The sequence below is a fragment of the Bacillus sp. JZ105 genome (genome assembly GCF_053903125.1).
The window spans coordinates 3,648,699-3,668,192 of record NZ_CP096387.1 but is presented as its reverse complement, the minus strand read 5'-3'; the positions used below and the strand labels follow the sequence as shown (position 1 = coordinate 3,668,192).

Sequence of the window (19,494 nt, the reverse complement as noted above, 5' to 3'; positions counted from 1 at the left end):
AGACAAACCCCTCTGCACCGGTTATCTATCACGCTAAAAATAAAACAAAGGGCTAAAATGATGATCATTTTAGCCCTTTGTCTTTTTTATTTTAGAAACGGTCATTTTCAAAAAGAATTTGTTTTACTTGATCAACTGGCATATCTTCACCAGTAAAGAGTTTGTAAGCAAGTGCACCTTGCCATAGCATCATTCCAAGACCGTTAATGGTTTTGGCGCCAGCTTCCTGTGCTTGTGCAAGAAGCTTTGTTTTTTGCGGGTTGTATACAACATCTGTCACGATCAAATCTTTACGAAGTACATCAAGTGTATCATCGATAATGCTGAGTTGATCTAGTGGTTTCATGCCAAGGCTTGTCCCGTTTGCCAGGATCGCGCTTTCTGCTACTTCACGGCGGAATGCGTCTTTGTCTTCAAGTGGGAAAATGTTTGCTTTGACACCGAAAGATTTCATTTCGTTGTTGATGTAATTTACATTTTCTTCCGCTTGAACAAAGTATTGATCATTACGAGCAAAAATGCTAATTTCACGAATGCCGGACTGTGCAAGCTGAATCGCAATCGGAGTCGCAGCGCCGCCAGAGCCAACAAGTGTAACTTTCTTGCCGGCTAATTCAACGCCATGTTCAATTAAGTTTCTCACATATCCAAGACCATCTGTGTTGTAGCCGATGAGCTTACCATCCTTGTTCACTACAGTGTTACTAGCACGTGTATATCTTGCAGAATCATCTAGTTCGTCTAAGTAATCCAGTACTTTCATTTTGTTCGGCATAGAGACGTTAAATCCAGCTGCACCCATAGCTTTCATACCATTTACGGCTGCTTCCAGTTCATCATTCCCTACTTCAAATGCAAGGTAAGCATAGTTGATACCTGTTAGAGTATAGCCAAGGTTATGCATACGTGGTGAAAGGCTGTGCCCGATTGGTGTAGCAAGTAGACCGACTAATTTTGTTTTTCCATCAATATTTCGTTCATGTATGTTTGTCATGATTGACATCTCCTTTAATTATCTAAATAATTTTTTCATGCGTCCAAGAACAAAGACCGCTAGTAATACGCTGATAACCGCAATGATCATATCGAAAAATAACGTCATTTTAATATCGTACGTGCTGACCAATCCACTTGTAATGAGCGGCACAAGAATAAACGCTGAGCTTGCCGCAATGTTCACATAGGATGAAGCCGTTGCTTTGTTTGTCGGGAATAATTTCATCATTATACTCATCGCCAGCTGGAAGATTCCCGCTGTAAATAGTCCTAAGAAGAAGGTGCTGACAATGACAATGCTGTACGTTTCGATTTGGAAAAGTGAAAGCATTGCAAGGAACGCCCCAATTGGATAAATGATCGCCACCATAATCGGTGAAATGAATTTATCTAAGACGACCGAAAGCAATAGAACAGATACCAGTGCACCAATACTAAAATAAGATAGAAGCTGTGTGGATTGTTCTGTGCCAAGTCCAATTAATTTTAACCCGAGCTGCGGAAGCCATGTCTGCCATACGACAAACAATGCAGTCGATGTAAATCCCATCAGTACAACAGCTAAACCTTCGCCAAGCATTTTTGGTTCTTCCTTCAGCTGATCCTGTACTGGAAGAGCGTCTTGTGAAGAAACTTGCTTATGGTTCGGGAATGGCATAAAGATTAAGTAAATCCCTACAAGTAGATAAAGAAGCCCTAGTCCAAAGAACGCCCAGCCCCAAAAGATGTCATGTGCCACTAGGAATGCCAAGATAAATGGAAGAACAGTCGCCCCAATGGATACAGACGCTTTTACTAAAACAGAAGCCGAACTTGCTTTTTTCGGAAATGACTCAGACAAAGCAGGATAGGTTCCTGAATCAAGCAGTGAGTTGGCAATACCTGCTGAAATCGCAAAGATAAATGCCAGTGTATAACTTGTTGTCGTTGGAATACCGATTAAGAATAGTAAGTAAAGGAAATTTCCTGTAATAATGACAGGCTTACGTCCCCAGCTGTCGGCTAACCGGCCTGAGAAAAAGAGCGCAATGAGTTTACCAATTCCGATTGCCGATACAAGCAAGCTGATTTTCGGAATATCTACATGGTAGCGTTCGGATAAGCTGTCCATGTTGGAAGCTACAATAATGTTGATCATGCCAAGCATGAAGTAATTTAAATACATGCCAAGTGACGATTTTATATAAGGATTTTTCATGTTCCCACTCCTATATTTGAAACCCCTTTAAGGTCAAATTCTTTGTATACCCTTTGTTATTGTTTCCTTAAAAATGAATAATATGAAGCCCATCACAACACCCCTTATGTGATTGATGAAAAAATAATGAATATTCATCTGTTCTTCAATCAAGTACATCGTTCTACTAAAATGAAAAAAATAATAACAGCCTTGATTAGGAAGTGAAACTTCATGATTTGATCAGAATCATAAAAAATCACTTTTAACTGTTTTTTGATAGAGATAATGATATGACGAAATAGGTATAACGATATACTAAAAGAAGCAACGAGATAAATATACTCCTGCATTTTAAATGTGTCAAGTTTATGACTTTGTGATTTAAAAAAAGAAAAATAAAACAAAGAAATTGTTGACTTCATCAATAAAAAAAAAGAATTGCTGCACACAATTCTCTTTTTCATCATGATGGAGAGGTTTCTCTAATATGAAGTTGAGGTTTTAAAATCACTCGCTGCAGCTCTTCATCCTGCTCGTTCATTTTATGATATAAAAGGTTCGCTGCTTTTACCCCGATGGATCGGGGGAAGGAGGATACAGTGGTGAGCGGTGGATGATACATTTCCGCTTCAGGAACATTATCGAACCCAACGACATCGATATCTTCACCAGGCTGGATACCCCGTGCTGATAGTGCTTGAATGACCCCAAATGCGACTAAGTCACTGAAACAAAAAATAGCAGTAGGGGGCTCAGGCTGATCCATCACTTGGGCAAGTGCTTCTTTCCCGCCTTCACGAGTAGGTTCTATATCAATAATAAGAGAATCATCAATCGTTAGGTTCTCTTCGTCATGAGCTCTTTTGAAACCTTTCATCCGCTCAATCCAAGTCGAAGAGGTCTTGATGCCGCCTAAAAAAGCGATGCGGCGATGTCCCTTTTGAAGAAGATGATGAACCGCCATCCAAGTACCTTGTTCATAATCAACACCGACATAGTCACATTGCACGTCTGATAATTCACGATTTGCCAGTACTTTTGGGGTGCGAATTTGATTTAATTGTTTGACCGTTCGAGCAGAGCTTTTCGAAGCTGGGTTTAAAATAATCCCGCCCACCCGGTGCTCTACCATGGTGGAAATGAGCCGCTCCTGTTTATCGACACTGTCAAAGGTTGTACCAAGTAAAACAGTATAGCCCAGCGATTCAAGTGTGGTCTGTACGCCAATTAAAAACTCCGAAATAAAGGTGTTAGAAATATCCGTCACAATTACACCAACGATATTTGAGCTTTTTGACCGCATGTTAGCAGCAACGCGGTCGTATACGTATCCTAAGTCCTCCATGGCTTGCAGTACTTTGTTTCGAGTGGCTTCAGAGATTCTAGGATTATTTCGAACAACGAGTGATGCCGTTGAAGTCGAGACACCGGCATGCTTGGCGACTTCCTGTAATGTGACACGCTGTTTGTTCATTTTTTTCATTTATCTTCACCAACTTCAATGGATTGCCTAACTTTGTTCATGATCAAGAGTAATTTATGAGCCGAACATCTTTTGATTTATTATACATGAATCAGGGGGGATTGATGAAGTGAAGACATATGAGTAACGCCGTAAGTCATAAAAGATTACCATTGACAGGTTTCTGATTGAGGCGTAAAATATAAAATTATTCAGAAATAGCAACATTTTAATTAAATAACGAAGGCTATGAATGCTGTGGGTCACACTATAGCAGGAGCAGCTTCTGGAGAGACCGCATGTATGTGCGGCGCCGAAGGGTTCACAATCTCAGGCAAAAGGACAGAAGAGTACGAAATATTGTATTTGTGATGCATGGATGATGCCGTGTATGACTCTTCTCTATTTTGCTATTCTTTTATGACCGTGAGATTGGAGCGCATCCAATCTCTTTTTTTTATGGACTTTTTAAAGAGTTCATTATTTCAGTATAAGATCGTGTCGTAGGAGGGTGTTAGCATTGGCACAACAAGAATTAAAACGTGATTTATCAAACCGTCATGTGCAATTAATTGCCATTGGCGGAACCATTGGAACAGGGCTGTTTTTAGGCTCTGGAAAAGCCATTCAATTGGCAGGTCCTTCAATCATTTTTGCTTATTTAATTGTCGGAATGGCCATCTTTTTTGTCATGAGGGCACTTGGAGAATTACTTTTATCGAAGGCGGGCTATCAGTCATTAACCGATATTGCAGAGGACTATCTCGGCCCGTGGGCATCCTTTGTTACAGGGTGGACGTATTGGTTTTGCTGGATTATGACAGCGATGGCGGATGTCATTGCTGCCGGGGTGTATGTGCAGTATTGGTTTGACATCCCGCAGTGGATTCCTGCCATCATTTGTTTGTTGATTTTACTAGGGTTGAATTTGTTAACAGTAAAGCTTTTCGGAGAAATGGAATTTTGGTTTGCACTCATTAAAGTAATGACGATTCTTTTATTGATCGGGGTTGGAATTGTTCTTTTAATCATTGGTTTTCAAACAGATGCCGGACCGGTGACAGTAACGAATTTATGGTCTCATGGCGGGTTATTCCCGAATGGTGTCACAGGCTTCTTGCTCTCGTTCCAGATGGTGATTTTTGCGTATGTGGGAGTTGAACTGGTCGGTGTGTCCGCAGCAGAAACAGCCAATCCGCAAAAAAACATCCCTTCTGCGATTAATAAGATTCCATTAAGAATTCTATTTTTCTATGTGGGTGCGATCTTTGTTTTACTATGTATCAACCCATGGACTGAGCTCAGTGCATCAGAAAGCCCTTTTGTGAAAATCTTTGGACTCATTGGGATACCAGTAGCAGCAGGGCTCATCAACTTTGTCGTCCTGACATCTGCGGCATCAGCTTGTAATAGCGGCATGTTCTCGACAAGCCGTATTCTGTATAATCTCAGTCATCAAAAGCAGGGTCCAGCTTCTTTCGGACGTTTGAACAAGCATGCTGTCCCAAGTAATGCGCTGTTTGTTTCGACGATTGTGGTATCAGTTGGAGCTCTTTTAAGCAAGCTGATTCCCGAACAAGCCTTTGGTATTGTGACAACAATCAGTGCCATTTGTTTCATTTGGGTATGGAGTATTATTTTAATTAGCCATTTGAAATATAAAAAAACACGGCCTGAATTGCATGAAGCATCTACCTTTAAAGCACCGTTCACCCCTTTTGTGAACATTTGTGTTCTTGCGCTCTTTGCAGCCATTCTCGTGATCATGCTCTTCGCAGACGCCACACGTCCAGCGCTGTTATTGACACCGGTTTGGTTTGGTTTCTTATTTTTGATTTATGCACGAAAGAAACGCCGCGCGTCATAATGAACGGAAAAAGCACAGCCTTTGCATGAGGCTGTGCTTTTGTTCATTTAACGATTTCTAATCTTTAGCACATAATTTGCATTCAAAATGATCAAAACAAGTCCAATCACCATAATTGAGAACAGCTGAGAGTGGTTGGCTCCAATGGAATACACAATCAAAATAAACATGGCGCCGGTCAATAGAACATTCATCATTTGATACGTGTGATACAGTCCGCCAAGCATCACATGCTTTTCCCCTTCGTCTGAAATGGCGAGCAGCTTTTTACTATAATCTTTGTCAGATGGATTTGGCAGGTTCCGATTAGGGTAGACAAGATTTAGAACAGATATCGCTATATATGAACTGATAATGGAGACGATAAATAAAGCAGCATTGACGAGAATCAACCAAATGGGCTGCTCGGTGACGATCGCGATACCCATGGCAACAATGGAAAAAATGGTACTTACCGTATTGGCTAAAGTCAAATCAGTAAAGGTCCGATATTGCTTTGCCTCCAGTTCATCCTCCTCATCTCCAGAAACCGAAAGAGATACTCTTTTTTTCATACGTGAAATCCCTGAAAAACAATAAATAATCAATAAAATCGTCAATCCACTGATGACAAGAGTCGCTTCAAATGCAACATCAAGAAGTGTCATCTCAAATTCGGCTGCCAGCAGACAGTAAGCGCCGAGAAAGCCAAGGAGAGCACCTAAGAGCATTTTGTATACAGTTTTCATGAAAGTTCATCCTCCTCGAATAGAAAAATACGTTCAATGGGTTCCTGAAAAATTCGTGAAAGCTTAACCGCAAGCAAAAGAGACGGCATTAACTCATCTCGTTCCATTAAGCTGATAGTCTGACGAGAGACCTTTGCACGCTTTGCAAGCTCAGTTTGGTTTAAACCATCACGCGCACGAAGCTCTTTTAACCGATTTTTCATTCTGTCACCTCAATTTTGTTTGAAATCTTTCCTTGATTGTAAAGCATTATATTCATTTTGACAAGTAAAGTTGTCAAAATGATAAAAATAATTGTCAGAAGGATGATCTTTATTGAAAAGGTGAACCATGATACGCTAAAGGAAAGAGAAACAGAAAACAGGTGATGTCCGTGTTCATTGATCAATTAAAAAATGACTTACATCAATCACAACCATTGTTCATTGGAGAAGAGACAGCGTTCAAAGCAGCAGTCCTTATCCCTTTGGTGCAAGTAAATGGAGAATGGCATATATTATTTGAGGTACGATCGCTGACCATGAGAAAACAGCCGGGGGATATTAGCTTTCCTGGGGGCAAGCTTGACGGCAGCGAAACTGCACAGGAAGCTGCACTGCGAGAAACACATGAAGAGCTGGGCATTCCGCCAGAATCGGTCGAGATCCTTGGACAGCTTAGTCCTTATATCGCTTCTCCATCCTTCGTGGTATACCCATATGTCGGTATCATTGATGAGCAAAAGGTGAAACACTCCTTTAATCAAGAAGAAGTAGAGGAGACTTTTACCGTGCCCCTATCATGGCTCAGCCAATATGAGCCGTACTTACATCATGTATCTGTTCAGCCAACACCAGGAGAGGACTTCCCTTATGAAAAAATCATGAATGGTGAAAAATACAGCTGGGGAAGCCGTTCGATTGAGGAATGGTTTTATGATTACGAGAACTACACCATATGGGGATTAACAGCCCGCATATTAAAGCATTTTGTGACCGTTGCAAAAAGAAATTCCTAGAGAATCGCTCTCTAGGAATTTGTTGTATTCAGCCGTTCCTTTGCTGCTTGTTGTCCATTACTTTCAAACGAAAGATATTGACTGAAGAATAACTTTAATAACACTTCGTTACGCTCTGTTGGTAACTGATCGAGCGGCTGCGCCAGCTACTCTCTTAACGTATCCAGTCCTTTTTCAGTCAAATGATATTCCCGCTTGTCTGAGCGGCCAGAAGTAGCAGCAGGTGAAACTTCTGCAAGACCTTCCTCGACTATTAACTTTAAAGCTGGGTAAATTTGTCCATAACTGATTTTCCAAAAATGATGCAGGCTTCTATCAACTAATTGCTTCACTTCGTACCCCGATTTACAATCAGTCGTTAAAATACCTAAAATCGCATACGTCGTATCATTGTATTTTTTCATATCAGCACACCTATCTGAAAGATGTATCATTTAGATACATAATATGCGATATCCACTGGTGAAGAGATCGCTGTAGGAGATGCATCACATCTATTGATAAAAAAATAAAATCCGTCAAATCAATGATCAGAGGAGGTATGTATGAATAGATCAAAAATCTGGATCGTAGCAATGTTAGCGGTACTAGTCATCGGTGCTGTCAGCTGGATAGCATATCAAGCAAATGCAAAAAAGAGTGGATTGAACAACTCTTACGCCTTTGTATATAAGACAAAGGATCAAGTGAACTGGTTCAAGGTAACGGAGAGAAAAGGGAAAGTCACAGGTTATCTAAATGAAACCATTTTGGAGGAAAACCCAAAAAGACATTTTGATCCCAACTTATTTATTAACAAATATAAATTAACTGGCAAAACTGTTGAAAACGGTTACGAATTTCAAGTGAAGCAAGAGAAAGAGACGATCACATATAAAGTTCACCTTGATGAAAAAGATCTTTCTGTGAAAAAACAAGGTGAAAAGCAAAGCATCACATACAAAGCAGTTGATCAAACAAAACTACGTGCTGTTCAAAAGGACCTTCATGACCGATATGATGAATTGATGGAGGACTCTGAGAATAGATTCCATGATTATGTAAGGAACTTTATCAAGAAAGTAACAGGCGCTTATGGTTATCTGTATACGGCGGAGGATGGTTCATACCAGCTATTTCTAAAAGTAAAACGGATGTATATGCAGTCTGAATGGGCAGGTTCTTTTCTGATGAGAACGGTCCCAGGAGATGGTGGAGAACCATATAAAGAAACGAAACATACAGCCGGTGGCGTTTCAGATGGGATAATGTTTGATTTGAGTACTTATCCTGCAATTGAAAAGGGGTTTATTTTAGGGGAAACTGATCGAGATGCAACATCAATTAAATTTCCTTTTAAAATGGCAGGCGGTACAATAGAATTTAAAGCTGTCACGAAAGAGGAATATCAAAAACAAACGGAAGCATTCAAAAAGCAGGCTGAAGAAACGAAAAAATAGATGGTGATAAACCAGATGGGTCATTTTCTGGTTTTTAGATGAAAATAGTTTTGGTGAATGATAAAAGGATATTTATTGTATGAAGGTTACTTCAACAAAGCAAGAAGAGAAATTGGGTATATAGACCTTAATAATTTTTAGAAAAATAAATGTTGACGCTTTCATGTAATCAATATATACTAAAAACAAATCCAATATGAATAAATTAGACATGTGACTGGTCATGCAGGCAGGATCTAAAAACGATGAATTCTTTTATTTGTCGTTTTAGGTCCTTTTTTTATTGCTAAAATATAGGTCTCATGTATGGGAAAAGGGGGAGAAAAAATGAATTACACACAAGTTGCCAAAGACGTTTTACAGCATGTAGGCGGCAAAGAAAACATTGCGCACCTTGAACACTGTTCAACAAGACTTCGCTTCACACTAATCGATCAGAAAAAAGCAGATGTACCAGCACTAGAAAAAACACCAGGTGTTATAGCTGTCAGAATGTCTGGACAATGCCAAGTAGTCATTGGGAATGATGTCATTGAAGTGTATCAAAAGGTAACTAGTTTAATTGGCAGCACCTCATTAAGCCAAGACGTGCCATCCAACCAGCCAAAAGAAAAAAGAAAAGCAGGCACAGTTCTGTTAGATTTCATTGTCGGCGTCTTCCAGCCGCTTGTACCAGCTATCGCAGGCGGAGGAATTTTAAAATCATTTCTTCTCCTTTTCTCTTTATTAGGCTGGATGGATGCAAAGGGACAAACCTATCAAATACTGAACATGGTAGGTGACGCACCACTTTACTTTCTGCCTTTACTAGTTGCTGTAACGACGGCGAATAAACTAAAAGTAAATCCACTGGTCGCACTATCGGCAGTCGGTGCGCTCCTTCTGCCGAACATGACGGCGATGCTTACAGAAGGTGCACAATTACTTTCATTCGATGTAAAAAATATAGCTTATGCGTACCAAGTGTTTCCGGCAATCCTTTCTGTATTGCTTTACGCACAAATGGAAAAATTCTTTACACGGTTTTCACCAAAACCAATTCGGATTTTCTTCGTTCCGATGATGTCACTGGTCATTACTGTACCAGTTACGCTCCTTCTGTTAGGGCCGATTGGTTTTACAGCGGGGCAAGGTTTCTCATCTATTATTCTTGCAATGTTTAATACGGTAGGCTGGGTAGCTGTCGCAATTTTAGCAGCGGTCCTCCCATTCATGGTTGCATCAGGCATGCACAAAGCAATGGTCCCTTATGCAGTCACAACGATGGGAACCCTTGGGAAAGAAGCACTTTATTTACCGGCATCACTTGCGCATAATATTGCGGAAAGTGGAGCGTGTTTTGCTGTGGCACTTCGAACAAAAGACAAGGTACTCAGATCAACAGCCATCTCGGCAGGAATATCAGCCTTTTTTGGCATCACAGAGCCGGCGTTATATGGTGTGACACTTCAAAATAAGCGAGTCCTTGGAAGTGTTATGATTGGTTCGTTTATTGGCGGAATTTTCATTGGTTTAGTTGGTATACAAGCCTTTGTGCTTGTTGGCCCTGGATTAGCAAGCATGTCGATGTTTATATCAGATGAGCTCCCGCGAAATTTGATGTTTGCTATCATTGGAGCGGTCATTTCGTTTATTGTCGCCTTTATCGCTGCTTTTGTATTAGGTAAAGATCGAACTGTAGAAGAAAAGACAAAGGAGCAAGCTGGGTTTGCTGAAAAAATTGGAGCAGGAGAAACATTCAAAAGCCCTGTGATTGGCCAAATGATTTCTCTATCTGAAGTGAAAGATGATATTTTCTCTTCAAAGGTCATGGGAGAAGGAATTGCCATTGTACCTTCAAAAGGAGCACTGTATGCACCAGTAGACGGTGAGGTAACCTTGCTGTTTGAAACAAACCATGCACTTGGTATGAAAACGGACCAAGGGGTTGAAGTATTATTCCACATCGGTATTGACACCGTTCAGTTGGAAGGACAGTATTTCCATCCAAAAGTGCAGGCTGGAGACCGTGTTCAAGCGGGTGATTTATTGATTGAATTTGATCTAGAAAAAATCATGGCAGCAGGATATGATCCAGTAACACTTGCTGTAGTCACAAATACAGATCAATATGATATTAAGGTACAGTCATTACAAGAGGTCAATCGTCAAGATACATTGATGGTTGTTACACAATTAGGAGGCTAATCATATGACAAAATTCAAAGGTTTTCCAAAAGGATTTTTATGGGGCGGCGCCATTGCTGCTAACCAGGCAGAAGGCGCCTGGAATATAGATGGAAAGGGACCGTCTGTTGCAGATATTGCAATGTACCGTTCCAACTTGAGTGTAGAAGATTATGAAGGTCATCTTGCTGTTACCACTGAGAATATAGATCGTGCGATGAAAGATCCAGACGATAAAAAATATCCAAAACGCAGAGGGATCGATTTCTATCATCACTATAAAGAGGATTTGGCTCTCTTTGCTGAAATGGGATTTCAAACACTTCGGATTTCTATAGCATGGAGTCGTATCTTCCCTACTGGGGAAGAAGCGGAACCGAATGAAAAAGGGCTGCAATTTTATGATCGCGTATTTGCAGAAATGAAAAAACACAACATAGAACCGATCGTGACTCTCTCGCATTATGAAATGCCTTTAGCCCTTAGTGTAAAATATAACGGCTGGGTTGAAAGAAAAGTAATCGACCTCTTTGTGAAGTTCGCCAATGTTTGTTTCGAACGTTATAAAGATGATGTGAAATATTGGCTCACCTTTAATGAAATTGATAGTATTCACCGCCACTCTTTCATTACAGCGGGAATTATTCCTGATCGCTGCCCAGAAGGAAAAGTAGAAGAGACGGTGTACCAAGCACTTCATCATCAATTTGTCGCATCTGCTCTCGTAACAGCAGATTGCCATCGTATCATTCCAGGCAGCCAGGTCGGATGTATGTTAACAAAATTGACAACGTATCCGCATACGTGCCACCCGAATGATGTGGAACAAGCTTTGAAACAAAATTTAGAAAACTATTTCTATGCAGATGTTCAAGTATTTGGCGAATATCCACCGCTGATCAAGCGCATGCTTGAGAGAAAAGATATTCATATTCAAATGGAAGCAGATGATCTTACCATTTTAAAAGAAAACACAGTAGATTTTATCTCATTTAGCTACTATATGTCTTTAACGGAATCAGCCCAAGAAGGATTAGAAGAGACAGAAGGCAATACCATTCGTGGAGTCAAAAACCCTTATCTTCCTTCAACTGACTGGGGCTGGCAAATTGATCCGGTTGGTCTGAAAATTTCTTTGATCGAATTGTATGATCGCTATCAAAAACCTCTTATCATAGTCGAGAACGGCATGGGTGCAAAGGATGTAGTTGAAAGTGATGGCTCAATCCATGACGACTATCGTATTAACTATTTCAAAGAGCATTTCCGTCAAATGAGAGAAGCGATCGAAGAAGGCGTCGATCTCTTTGGATATACGAGCTGGGGCTCGATTGATATTATTAGTGCAGGTACATCACAAATGTCAAAACGTTATGGCTTCATTCACGTAGATCAAGATGATGACGGGAACGGGACATTAAAACGATCTCGAAAAGACTCATTTTATTGGTACCAAAAAGTCATTGAGACAAATGGTGAATCGCTTGATTGAACACCACAATCATGAAAACAGGTGATGACGATGTTTAAAATCAAAAAAGTTTTAAACTCAAGCGTGGTCCTGGCGGAAGATCAGAACCAACAGGAGATGGTTTTGTTCGGCCGAGGAATTGGCTATGGACAGAAACCAGGTCAAATGATAGAAGAGAAAAAAGCCGATCAAGTCTTTATGTCAGTCGATAACATGAGAGCAAAAGAATTTCTTCAACTGTTAGATTCAATGCCGCAGGAATTTATCGATTTAACTCAGCACATCGTCAAATATGCAGAAAATCGTTTAAACTCAACTTTAAATTCAGGTATTTATTTTACCTTAATGGATCATTTGAATTTTGCAGTGGAACGTCATAAAAAGAATATTAATATTACGAATCGCGTGTATTGGGAAATCAAAAATTACTATACAGAAGAATTTGAAGTAGGGAATTACGCACTTGAGTTAGTCAATGACACATTGGGCATACAATTACCAAAAGAAGAAGCTGCCAATATCGCCTTTCACTTAATTAATGCATTAGGTGAAGAGTCCGAGTCGAAAGATGGTATGAAATACGCCAAGATGATCGGAAGTATTGTCAATCTTGTGCGCTATACGTTGAATATGAAAATGGATCAAGAGAATATTCATTACAGCCGGTTCATTACACATGTGAAATTCTTTGTAGAAAGATTTTATGCTGATAAATTATTATCAGATCAAGAAAATGAGTTATTTGAACAAATTGCACACTTGTATCCTCAAGCGATGGATGTTGCTTTTAAGATCAAAGACTATATTAAACAGGTGCATAGTATCGTCATTCCTAATGATGAGCTTACTTATCTTGCGGTACATATACACCGCCTCATATCTTATCAGCAACTAAAATAAATGTGGAACCACTTGCCTTGATGAGGCGAGTGGTTCTTTGTATGATCAATGTTTATATTAAGTTCCGATAGGTCGTTCTGTTGTACCAGGATTTTCATCATTTAATGAATTGAAAGCTCCTGTTTGTCCTAAAACAACGATGGTCAAAGTGATAATCAATATACTCATTTTTTTCATTAGAATTCCCCCAGTCAATGATAGGATGTTTCATGCGATCAGCTTCCTTTAAGAAGAGATAGGCTTGATGAATGGCTCCCAGCTCTTCAAAGTGTTTTGCAGCTAATGAACTTAATTCACAGACTCCTTCAGCATCTTTTAATTTTTTAAGAATGCTGATTTCATCGAAACAGGCTTGAGTTTTTTGAGCCATATCTTTAGTGAAATATAGATGGTAAAGCAAATTCATTTTTGCTGTATAGATGGGGCATTTCTCTGATTCATGTTTTTGGTTAACCAATTCGAAGTAATAGAGAGCTTGTGTCCTTTCATCGATAGAGAGCAGCTCTTTCATTAACATGTACATGGAGTGATGGAAGTAACACGATGAGAGATAATCTTCGTCACTAAGAGCCTTTTCTAGGGCATCGATGCATTTTTTTGATTCGCCAGCTTCGGCGTACAAAATGCTGATATTATGATAAAGCTGTGATGTTAGAAAGTGATCGTTTAGACTGTCTGCGATGTGTAATGCTTTTTTGTAGTAATTTTCTGCCCTTATAAAGTCACCAATGTCCATATAATTAGCAGCGGCGATCACAAAGGCTGCAGCTAGTCTTCTCTCATATCCTTCATGGCTTTTGAAAATATCAATAGCATTCTGAATGTAGTGTAGAGAAATCAGGCTTTGACGAAGCAGCATATATAAGTTGGCGATTTTCGTATGGAATTCTGCTACTTCTATTTCATCAGGAATGTGTTGTAGTTTTTTCTCGGCAATTTTAAACAGTCCAATGGCTGATGCATAGTCTCTTTTATATGAAGCGTAAAGGGCTTTGTATAGGTAAAAATAGTATTCAATTAAGTCGTTTGTTTTAGAGGGGCACTCTGGTTCTGTCTGTTCCTTCAGTTTTGTACCTCTTCGTTCATATAACATGAGCTTATACTTGCCTTCTAGCAATGAGTAATAGGTCAAGACCTCCTGATTTTCTTCCATTTTTTGAAGTAATTCCTTTAATTCTGTATACATTGCTTTTGCACATTGTACATCATGCTTGCGAATTGCAATTCTCCAATCATTTAAACGATTCCCCACCTGTTCAGCAGAAATGATAGCCATGGAAATTTCACCTCTTTAAGATCCTTTCACCTGTTTCATAAAAAACGATATCACAATATTTGGTAAAATATAATCGTTTCTGTGAAGTGATTGACAAGAGGTAATAAAAAGGACCTAAGGTCATGTGATGTACGATATTGTAAGGGTGATTGCTTGTTAGCACAAATGAATAAAATCTCTTTTTGGAAATCTAAAAAAGGGATATATACAATGGTTTTTATGATAATGAATGAAAATATCACTCGTAAATTTGGAATAAAGCAGTTTTAACTATTTTAGAGGGAAAATGGAAGGTCGATATGGGAAAGAAAATCATGTATGATGTTGCTAGATCATGAGATAAGAAACTGATAGATGCAGCCAAAAGTAAGTACTAAACACAAACTCAGACCTTTTAGAAAGGATGTTGAAATGAAAAAAAGATTTCAAAGTTTAAACAGACAAATCACAGTCGTTATCGCGACTCTGTTACTTGTTTTAGTGACTCTTTATATGTCAAAGAGATACTTTTATAGCAAAGAAATTGAGCTGCTGACAGAATCTTGCCAACAAGCTGGCGGCAAAATCATCTTAGAAACAAATAGTTTGTCTATGGATTACTCGTTTGAGTGCCAGAAAAAGTAGAACAGGCAGTTTTCTGCCTGTTTGTACTCAAATTAAAAACCTAAATCTTGCAGCCATTGATTTAATCTCATTTCTCGGTTCCCGGCAGTTGAATGGTCATATCTTCCTAAGTGTAAACTGTCTGCAATTTCTCCGTCATTCATAAACATGATTCTTTCAGAACGAAGAGCCACCTTGGGGTCATGTGTGACAAGCAGCAGTGTTGCTCCTTCAGAGTGGATTCTTGAAAAAATATTCATCACTTCCTTCGATGAACTGGAGTTAAGAGCACCTGTTGGTTCATCAGCGAAAAGTATGTCTGGTTCATTCATGAGCGCTCGGCAGATAGAAACTCTTTGAAGCTGACCTCCTGATACTTCTGTCAAATATCTATTTGCCAATTGATCAATATCAAGTTTTTCCATTAAATATTGAGCTCGTTCATTCAATTCTTGTCTTGGCTTTTTCTTTGCTAAGTAAGCTGCTGCAATGATGTTGTCAAATAGATTAAGATTTTTTAATAAGTGGCTGTGCTGAAAGACAAATCCCATCTCTGTTAAGCGTAGAGCAGTTAACTGTTTGTCTGTCATTTCTGATAGTGATTGGCCTTTATATTTGATCTCTCCTGTTGAACCTGTTTCTATGCCGCTAAGCTGGTACAGTAGGGATGTTTTCCCACATCCAGAAGGTCCCATAATGGTCACGAATTCCCCACGCTTTATCGATAAGTGAATATCCTTAAGAATCGTTTGTTTCTGTCCTTTTAATGAATCGATATGCAATGACAATCGCTTCGTTTCAATCAAGTGTTCCATGTGAAACATCTCCTTATAAAAGTGTTTGCCTTGTCGTTTGACTAGAAAAAAATGTCTTCAATAACCAGGTGGTCAAAGCTAAATTGACAATAAATAGTGTAACTGGGTACACAACTGACACCCATTGAGGTGACAGCCACTGGAGGCTCGACGCCCCTAATGTTGCTCCACCTATACTCATCAAAGCAGGACCAATGGTATTGACTGCGATTGTTCCAATAAAAGCGCCAAAAGAGAGAACAACGATAAAACTTGTTATATATTGTGCTGTTATATCTGTTATAGAAAATCCAATTGTTCTTAGCATGTTGTTTCGGCTTGAATCTTTTGCTTTTAACATGTGCAGAAACATGAATAGCATTAAGCTGGCGGTTCCAAAGGCGGCTAATGCAGAAAAAAATGCAACGACCTTTACTATAGATGCTGTACTGCCGATCGTTTGATGAACGTATTCTTTCATATCAGTCACTTTTGCAGGAGATACTTTTTTTTCAAATATTGTCTTTTTCTCTGCAATATTTACTCCTGGTTTTAGTTGGATTTGAACGGTTTGCCAAAGAGCTGTTTGAGGAAATGGCTGTGATATTGCCTTTGCTGTTTTGCCTCCATTGGTCACGTCCTGATAAATACCTGTCACCGTTCTTTGGATTTCATGTCCATTAGTTACGATAGTGATTCTTTCTCCTATCTTTTTCTGAAGTGAATCTGCATTTAATACGGATAAGGCAATTTCTTCATTCTTTAAAGGCTGCCGTCCTTGTAAATAGGTGAGGGGAAATGCTGAGAGCTCACCTGTTTCTAAGTAGAGCGTTTCTAATGTGTTCTCCTTTGATTTCACCTGAAGAGAAGTAGTTTCATAGATGGCTGCTGTTTGTATGCCCTGATCTTCACGAATCATTGATTCTATTTCGTTTGTATTTTTCGCTAGATGATTTCCTTGGCGTATATCCATTCGAAGGTCACTTTTACCAGAGCCAAGGTATGTGATGAAATCCGGTGATTGTAAGGTATGCCATAGCTGAATAGGCATGAGCATTAAAAATGTACAGAGTGCAATAATACAAGAAATCGTTGTGTACAACTTCTTTCGTGATATCAGGTCTTTTAAACCAAGCCAAATATTGATCGGTATGAACCTGCTTTTCTTGAGGTGCATAGGTATTCTTTTCTTATGTCCCGGTGAATTGATAACGCCTTGAAGTGCTTGAGCAGCTGATATTTGACCAAACTTTCTTAGGACAGCATAGCTGAAAGAGATGACGATTATTGCCGTCGCAATAGAAACAAAAAGCGGGATTAACCAATGAGTAAAAGAAGGCTGATTCCCCATGTAATGGTGAATATTGGCCCTAAACATATCACCAAATATAAGCGTTAACACATATCCTGCTATACCCCCTGCACAAGCAAGCACGGCATACTTACCAACGTATAATTGCTTGATTTTTGTTAAAGGGATCCCAAGCACCTTCAGTATGCCAATTTCACGTTCATCCTCTTCTATAGAAGCCGTCATAGCAAGATGGAGAGAGAGAAGGGCTATACTGATGAGCAGCAGGCAAACAAGCAGGAGAATGGCAATGACCATTCCATCTGTCAATGCATTCAGCATACGCAGTAAAGGTAGTGTAACAGCTGGTCCTTGTTGTGGAAGTTGTGATGATTGATAGATGGCTTGAAAAGTATCTGTCTGCGCTGCATCATGTAGTAAAAATTCGATTAAGTACTCTTTTTGTTGAAACACTTGATTTATTGCGTCCCAATCCTCGTTATGAAGAAGAAATCTTTTTGAACTGACAAGACTGGGGTTCATTTGTGCATCTCGCAAGAACGCTTTGATGCGAAAGGTGAATTGATTAGTTCCTTTCTCAATCAGTAATGTTTCACCTATGTTGAGATGATACTTTTGTTGAAAATAAATTGGGACAGCCACTTCACCTTTATTGACAGTGAGCTTTTCGTTTTGTTCATTTAAAAGAAAATCAAAGTTGCGATTTTGCTTCACAAATAAATGATCCATCACACCTGCTTTTGCAGGCTCATGTCCGAACCTGATGTTTGTATGTTCAATTGGTATCATTGGGACGATTTGATGGGCTTTTACCATGGATTGCTTGTTTGAAAATGCTTCAATGTCTTTTTCATTTAGGTCGCCGTCATGCATTTGGACAAAGTCTGGCGCTTTGGCAGAATGAAGCAGGTTAGAAATGGAACCATTCAGCTGTACGATCATTTGAGCTGCACTTGCTGCGAGAAATGAAGTCATCATGATGCAAATGGTTAAGCCGATTGAAATGAGACGGTGTCGGGTTAAGTCTTTCTTTATAAACGCTAATCTCATGAGGCTGATTCTCCTTCATGCTGAAGCATTTTTTTTGTTAAGCAGGCTAGTGCAAACATGAAAGTACTGACGATGAGCACCGTCACATACATGGTGGCTGAAAACGTATTGAACAAAAATCCATACATCATTTGACCAAGCGGAGCAGCACATTGAGAAACCATTGTCAGATTGGCCATCACTTTTCCTAATTGATCATTTGGGGTTTTCTTTTGAACATGTGAAATCACAACGATTGAGATCATAGTCAGCAGCATAGCAATTGGAAGACATCCTGCTAAAAAGAGAAAATAAGCTGGATAAGTACCAAATTGAAGAGCTGTTTTGGATGTTGAGAACGCTACAGGCAGCAAGATGACTGCGATGACAAGAAGCCAGCGATATAAAGTAGGAATGCGCCAATGCTTCGCTACAAGTCCAACTAGCAGAGCCCCTGCGATGACAGCAAACTCAATCAAGCCCATGCCTATTCCATACATGATGTCACTGCTCTTCATTGTGACCCTTAAAATGATTGGACCCCCAACAATAAAAAATGGTGTAAGGATGAAATTTAACATTGCAGCAAGCAGCATGGCTCTTTTTAAAAATGGCTGGCTGCCAATATAAGAAAATCCTTGTTTCATATCTTTTATGAGCACTTTGCCCATAGACTCTGTCAGCGGACTAGGGGAGAAGGAAATGTTTAACTTTAAAAGCATGCAGGCTGATAGAAAAAATACGATGGCACTTGCACCGATGATGGATTGGCTTCCAATCATGCCGTATAGAACTCCTCCGATAATAGGTGCGAGAACACCTGAAAGCGCCTGAACGCCATTGACAATGCCGTTTGCTTGTTCTAATTGCTCTTGTTTCACTAGCTGTGGAATGCTGGACATCACAGCAGGAGCATAGAACGTACTCATCACGCCAAGCAGTATCATGACAGTTCCAATCATATAGAGTGAATCATTTCCCGAAAATAACCAAAAATAAAAGGCAAGAATCATCATGCCGGTGAGGACATCAAATAAAATCATTAAGTTCCTTCTGTTAAACCGGTCGGCGATTGCACCAGCTAAGGGAGAGAGAAGGAGCGGGATATTGGATAAAGCGAAAAGTAAGGCATATAAATCAACTCGTTGCGTCATATCCAGTACGTGTAAAGATAGAACAAACCGAATGAGAGAAGATCCGAAAACGGAAATAATCTGTCCGAGAACAAGGTAGATAAAGTGGGATGACCCTCTTTTGGATAACAAAGACATGAA

16 protein-coding genes, 1 pseudogene and 1 riboswitch are annotated in these 19,494 nt (G+C 39.6%); of the genes and pseudogenes, 7 read left to right on the top strand and 10 right to left on the bottom strand.

Translation table 11 applies throughout. The features are described from left to right. Positions 1-91 precede the first annotated feature (91 nt). From M1D81_RS18840 to M1D81_RS18830, 3 genes are all read right to left on the bottom strand, one after another. Positions 92-994, bottom strand: coding sequence for a shikimate dehydrogenase (locus M1D81_RS18840; RefSeq protein WP_058838381.1), 903 nt, complete (start codon positions 992-994; stop codon positions 92-94). An 18-nt stretch (positions 995-1,012) separates the two neighbouring features. Further along, on the bottom strand, positions 1,013-2,194 hold the full coding sequence (locus M1D81_RS18835; RefSeq protein WP_456266022.1) for an MFS transporter: 1,182 nt from the start codon (positions 2,192-2,194) through the stop codon (positions 1,013-1,015). A 445-nt stretch (positions 2,195-2,639) separates the two neighbouring features. Then, a complete protein-coding gene (locus M1D81_RS18830; RefSeq protein WP_456266023.1) occupies positions 2,640-3,659 on the bottom strand; it encodes a LacI family DNA-binding transcriptional regulator in 1,020 nt (339 codons plus the stop codon). 255 nt (positions 3,660-3,914) lie between these two features. Then, a riboswitch (glycine riboswitch) is annotated at positions 3,915-3,994 on the top strand. A 164-nt stretch (positions 3,995-4,158) separates the two neighbouring features. Here M1D81_RS18830 and M1D81_RS18825 point away from each other — a divergent pair. Beyond that, positions 4,159-5,505, top strand: a complete 1,347-nt coding sequence (locus M1D81_RS18825) for an amino acid permease (RefSeq protein ID WP_456266024.1) — start codon at positions 4,159-4,161, stop codon at positions 5,503-5,505. Between the two features lie 47 nt (positions 5,506-5,552). On the opposite strand, the gene M1D81_RS18820 is transcribed toward M1D81_RS18825, so the two are convergent. Together M1D81_RS18820 and M1D81_RS18815 are read right to left on the bottom strand one after the other, a co-directional pair. Beyond that, on the bottom strand, positions 5,553-6,233 hold the full coding sequence (locus M1D81_RS18820; protein ID WP_456266025.1) for a DUF3169 family protein: 681 nt from the start codon (positions 6,231-6,233) through the stop codon (positions 5,553-5,555). Continuing rightward, complete coding sequence (locus M1D81_RS18815; RefSeq protein ID WP_003215336.1) at positions 6,230-6,436, bottom strand: helix-turn-helix transcriptional regulator; 207 nt, start codon at positions 6,434-6,436, stop codon at positions 6,230-6,232. Before M1D81_RS18815 ends, M1D81_RS18820 begins: the two co-directional genes overlap by 4 nt. A 170-nt stretch (positions 6,437-6,606) precedes the next feature. Here M1D81_RS18815 and M1D81_RS18810 point away from each other — a divergent pair, with 170 nt between their 5' ends. Next, positions 6,607-7,230, top strand: a complete 624-nt coding sequence (locus M1D81_RS18810; protein ID WP_135031597.1) for an NUDIX hydrolase — start codon at positions 6,607-6,609, stop codon at positions 7,228-7,230. Between the two features lie 62 nt (positions 7,231-7,292). Here the strand turns inward: M1D81_RS18810 and M1D81_RS18805 are convergent. Continuing rightward, positions 7,293-7,634 (bottom strand): annotated as a pseudogene (locus tag M1D81_RS18805) (PadR family transcriptional regulator); the annotation flags it as partial. A 141-nt stretch (positions 7,635-7,775) separates the two neighbouring features. Here M1D81_RS18805 and M1D81_RS18800 point away from each other — a divergent pair. From M1D81_RS18800 to M1D81_RS18785, 4 genes are all read left to right on the top strand, one after another. After that, a complete protein-coding gene (locus M1D81_RS18800) occupies positions 7,776-8,669 on the top strand; it encodes a hypothetical protein (RefSeq protein WP_456266026.1) in 894 nt (297 codons plus the stop codon). A 327-nt stretch (positions 8,670-8,996) separates the two neighbouring features. Beyond that, the gene (locus M1D81_RS18795; RefSeq protein ID WP_456266027.1) at positions 8,997-10,856 is read left to right on the top strand and encodes a beta-glucoside-specific PTS transporter subunit IIABC; all 1,860 of its coding nucleotides are present in this window, start codon (positions 8,997-8,999) and stop codon (positions 10,854-10,856) included. A gap of 4 nt (positions 10,857-10,860) precedes the next feature. Beyond that, complete coding sequence (locus tag M1D81_RS18790) at positions 10,861-12,327, top strand: glycoside hydrolase family 1 protein (protein ID WP_456266028.1); 1,467 nt, start codon at positions 10,861-10,863, stop codon at positions 12,325-12,327. Between the two features lie 30 nt (positions 12,328-12,357). Next, on the top strand, positions 12,358-13,206 hold the full coding sequence (locus M1D81_RS18785; RefSeq protein WP_456266029.1) for a PRD domain-containing protein: 849 nt from the start codon (positions 12,358-12,360) through the stop codon (positions 13,204-13,206). A gap of 97 nt (positions 13,207-13,303) precedes the next feature. On the opposite strand, the gene M1D81_RS18780 is transcribed toward M1D81_RS18785, so the two are convergent. Next, complete coding sequence (locus tag M1D81_RS18780; protein ID WP_456266030.1) at positions 13,304-14,482, bottom strand: response regulator aspartate phosphatase; 1,179 nt, start codon at positions 14,480-14,482, stop codon at positions 13,304-13,306. Positions 14,483-14,836: 354 nt separating this feature from the next. Between M1D81_RS18780 and M1D81_RS18775 the strand changes: the two genes are divergently transcribed. Next, positions 14,837-15,106, top strand: coding sequence for a hypothetical protein (locus M1D81_RS18775; RefSeq protein WP_456266031.1), 270 nt, complete (start codon positions 14,837-14,839; stop codon positions 15,104-15,106). Between the two features lie 32 nt (positions 15,107-15,138). Here M1D81_RS18775 and M1D81_RS18770 read toward each other — a convergent pair whose 3' ends face one another. From M1D81_RS18770 to M1D81_RS18760, 3 genes are read right to left on the bottom strand one after another with little or no spacing between them, the layout of a single operon-like run. Further along, entirely contained in the window at positions 15,139-15,900 is a 762-nt protein-coding gene (locus tag M1D81_RS18770; RefSeq protein ID WP_456266032.1) for an ABC transporter ATP-binding protein, read from the bottom strand. 13 nt (positions 15,901-15,913) lie between these two features. Then, the gene (locus tag M1D81_RS18765; protein WP_456266033.1) at positions 15,914-18,241 is read right to left on the bottom strand and encodes an FtsX-like permease family protein; all 2,328 of its coding nucleotides are present in this window, start codon (positions 18,239-18,241) and stop codon (positions 15,914-15,916) included. After that, positions 18,238-19,491: an MFS transporter gene (locus M1D81_RS18760; RefSeq protein WP_456266034.1), complete on the bottom strand. Its 1,254-nt coding sequence runs from the start codon at positions 19,489-19,491 to the stop codon at positions 18,238-18,240. The genes M1D81_RS18765 and M1D81_RS18760 overlap by 4 nt, the downstream gene beginning before the upstream one ends. Positions 19,492-19,494 lie beyond the last annotated feature (3 nt).

Coding starts and splice junctions, on each gene's coding strand:
- M1D81_RS18840 (WP_058838381.1), bottom strand. CDS start 994: ATGACAAACATACATGAACGAAATATTGATGGAAAAACAAAATTAGTC.
- M1D81_RS18835 (WP_456266022.1), bottom strand. CDS start 2,194: ATGAAAAATCCTTATATAAAATCGTCACTTGGCATGTATTTAAATTAC.
- M1D81_RS18830 (WP_456266023.1), bottom strand. CDS start 3,659: ATGAAAAAAATGAACAAACAGCGTGTCACATTACAGGAAGTCGCCAAG.
- M1D81_RS18820 (WP_456266025.1), bottom strand. CDS start 6,233: ATGAAAACTGTATACAAAATGCTCTTAGGTGCTCTCCTTGGCTTTCTC.
- M1D81_RS18815 (WP_003215336.1), bottom strand. CDS start 6,436: ATGAAAAATCGGTTAAAAGAGCTTCGTGCGCGTGATGGTTTAAACCAA.
- M1D81_RS18800 (WP_456266026.1), top strand. CDS start 7,776: ATGAATAGATCAAAAATCTGGATCGTAGCAATGTTAGCGGTACTAGTC.
- M1D81_RS18795 (WP_456266027.1), top strand. CDS start 8,997: ATGAATTACACACAAGTTGCCAAAGACGTTTTACAGCATGTAGGCGGC.
- M1D81_RS18790 (WP_456266028.1), top strand. CDS start 10,861: ATGACAAAATTCAAAGGTTTTCCAAAAGGATTTTTATGGGGCGGCGCC.
- M1D81_RS18785 (WP_456266029.1), top strand. CDS start 12,358: ATGTTTAAAATCAAAAAAGTTTTAAACTCAAGCGTGGTCCTGGCGGAA.
- M1D81_RS18780 (WP_456266030.1), bottom strand. CDS start 14,482: ATGGCTATCATTTCTGCTGAACAGGTGGGGAATCGTTTAAATGATTGG.
- M1D81_RS18775 (WP_456266031.1), top strand. CDS start 14,837: ATGCAGCCAAAAGTAAGTACTAAACACAAACTCAGACCTTTTAGAAAG.
- M1D81_RS18770 (WP_456266032.1), bottom strand. CDS start 15,900: ATGGAACACTTGATTGAAACGAAGCGATTGTCATTGCATATCGATTCA.
- M1D81_RS18765 (WP_456266033.1), bottom strand. CDS start 18,241: ATGAGATTAGCGTTTATAAAGAAAGACTTAACCCGACACCGTCTCATT.
- M1D81_RS18760 (WP_456266034.1), bottom strand. CDS start 19,491: ATGTCTTTGTTATCCAAAAGAGGGTCATCCCACTTTATCTACCTTGTT.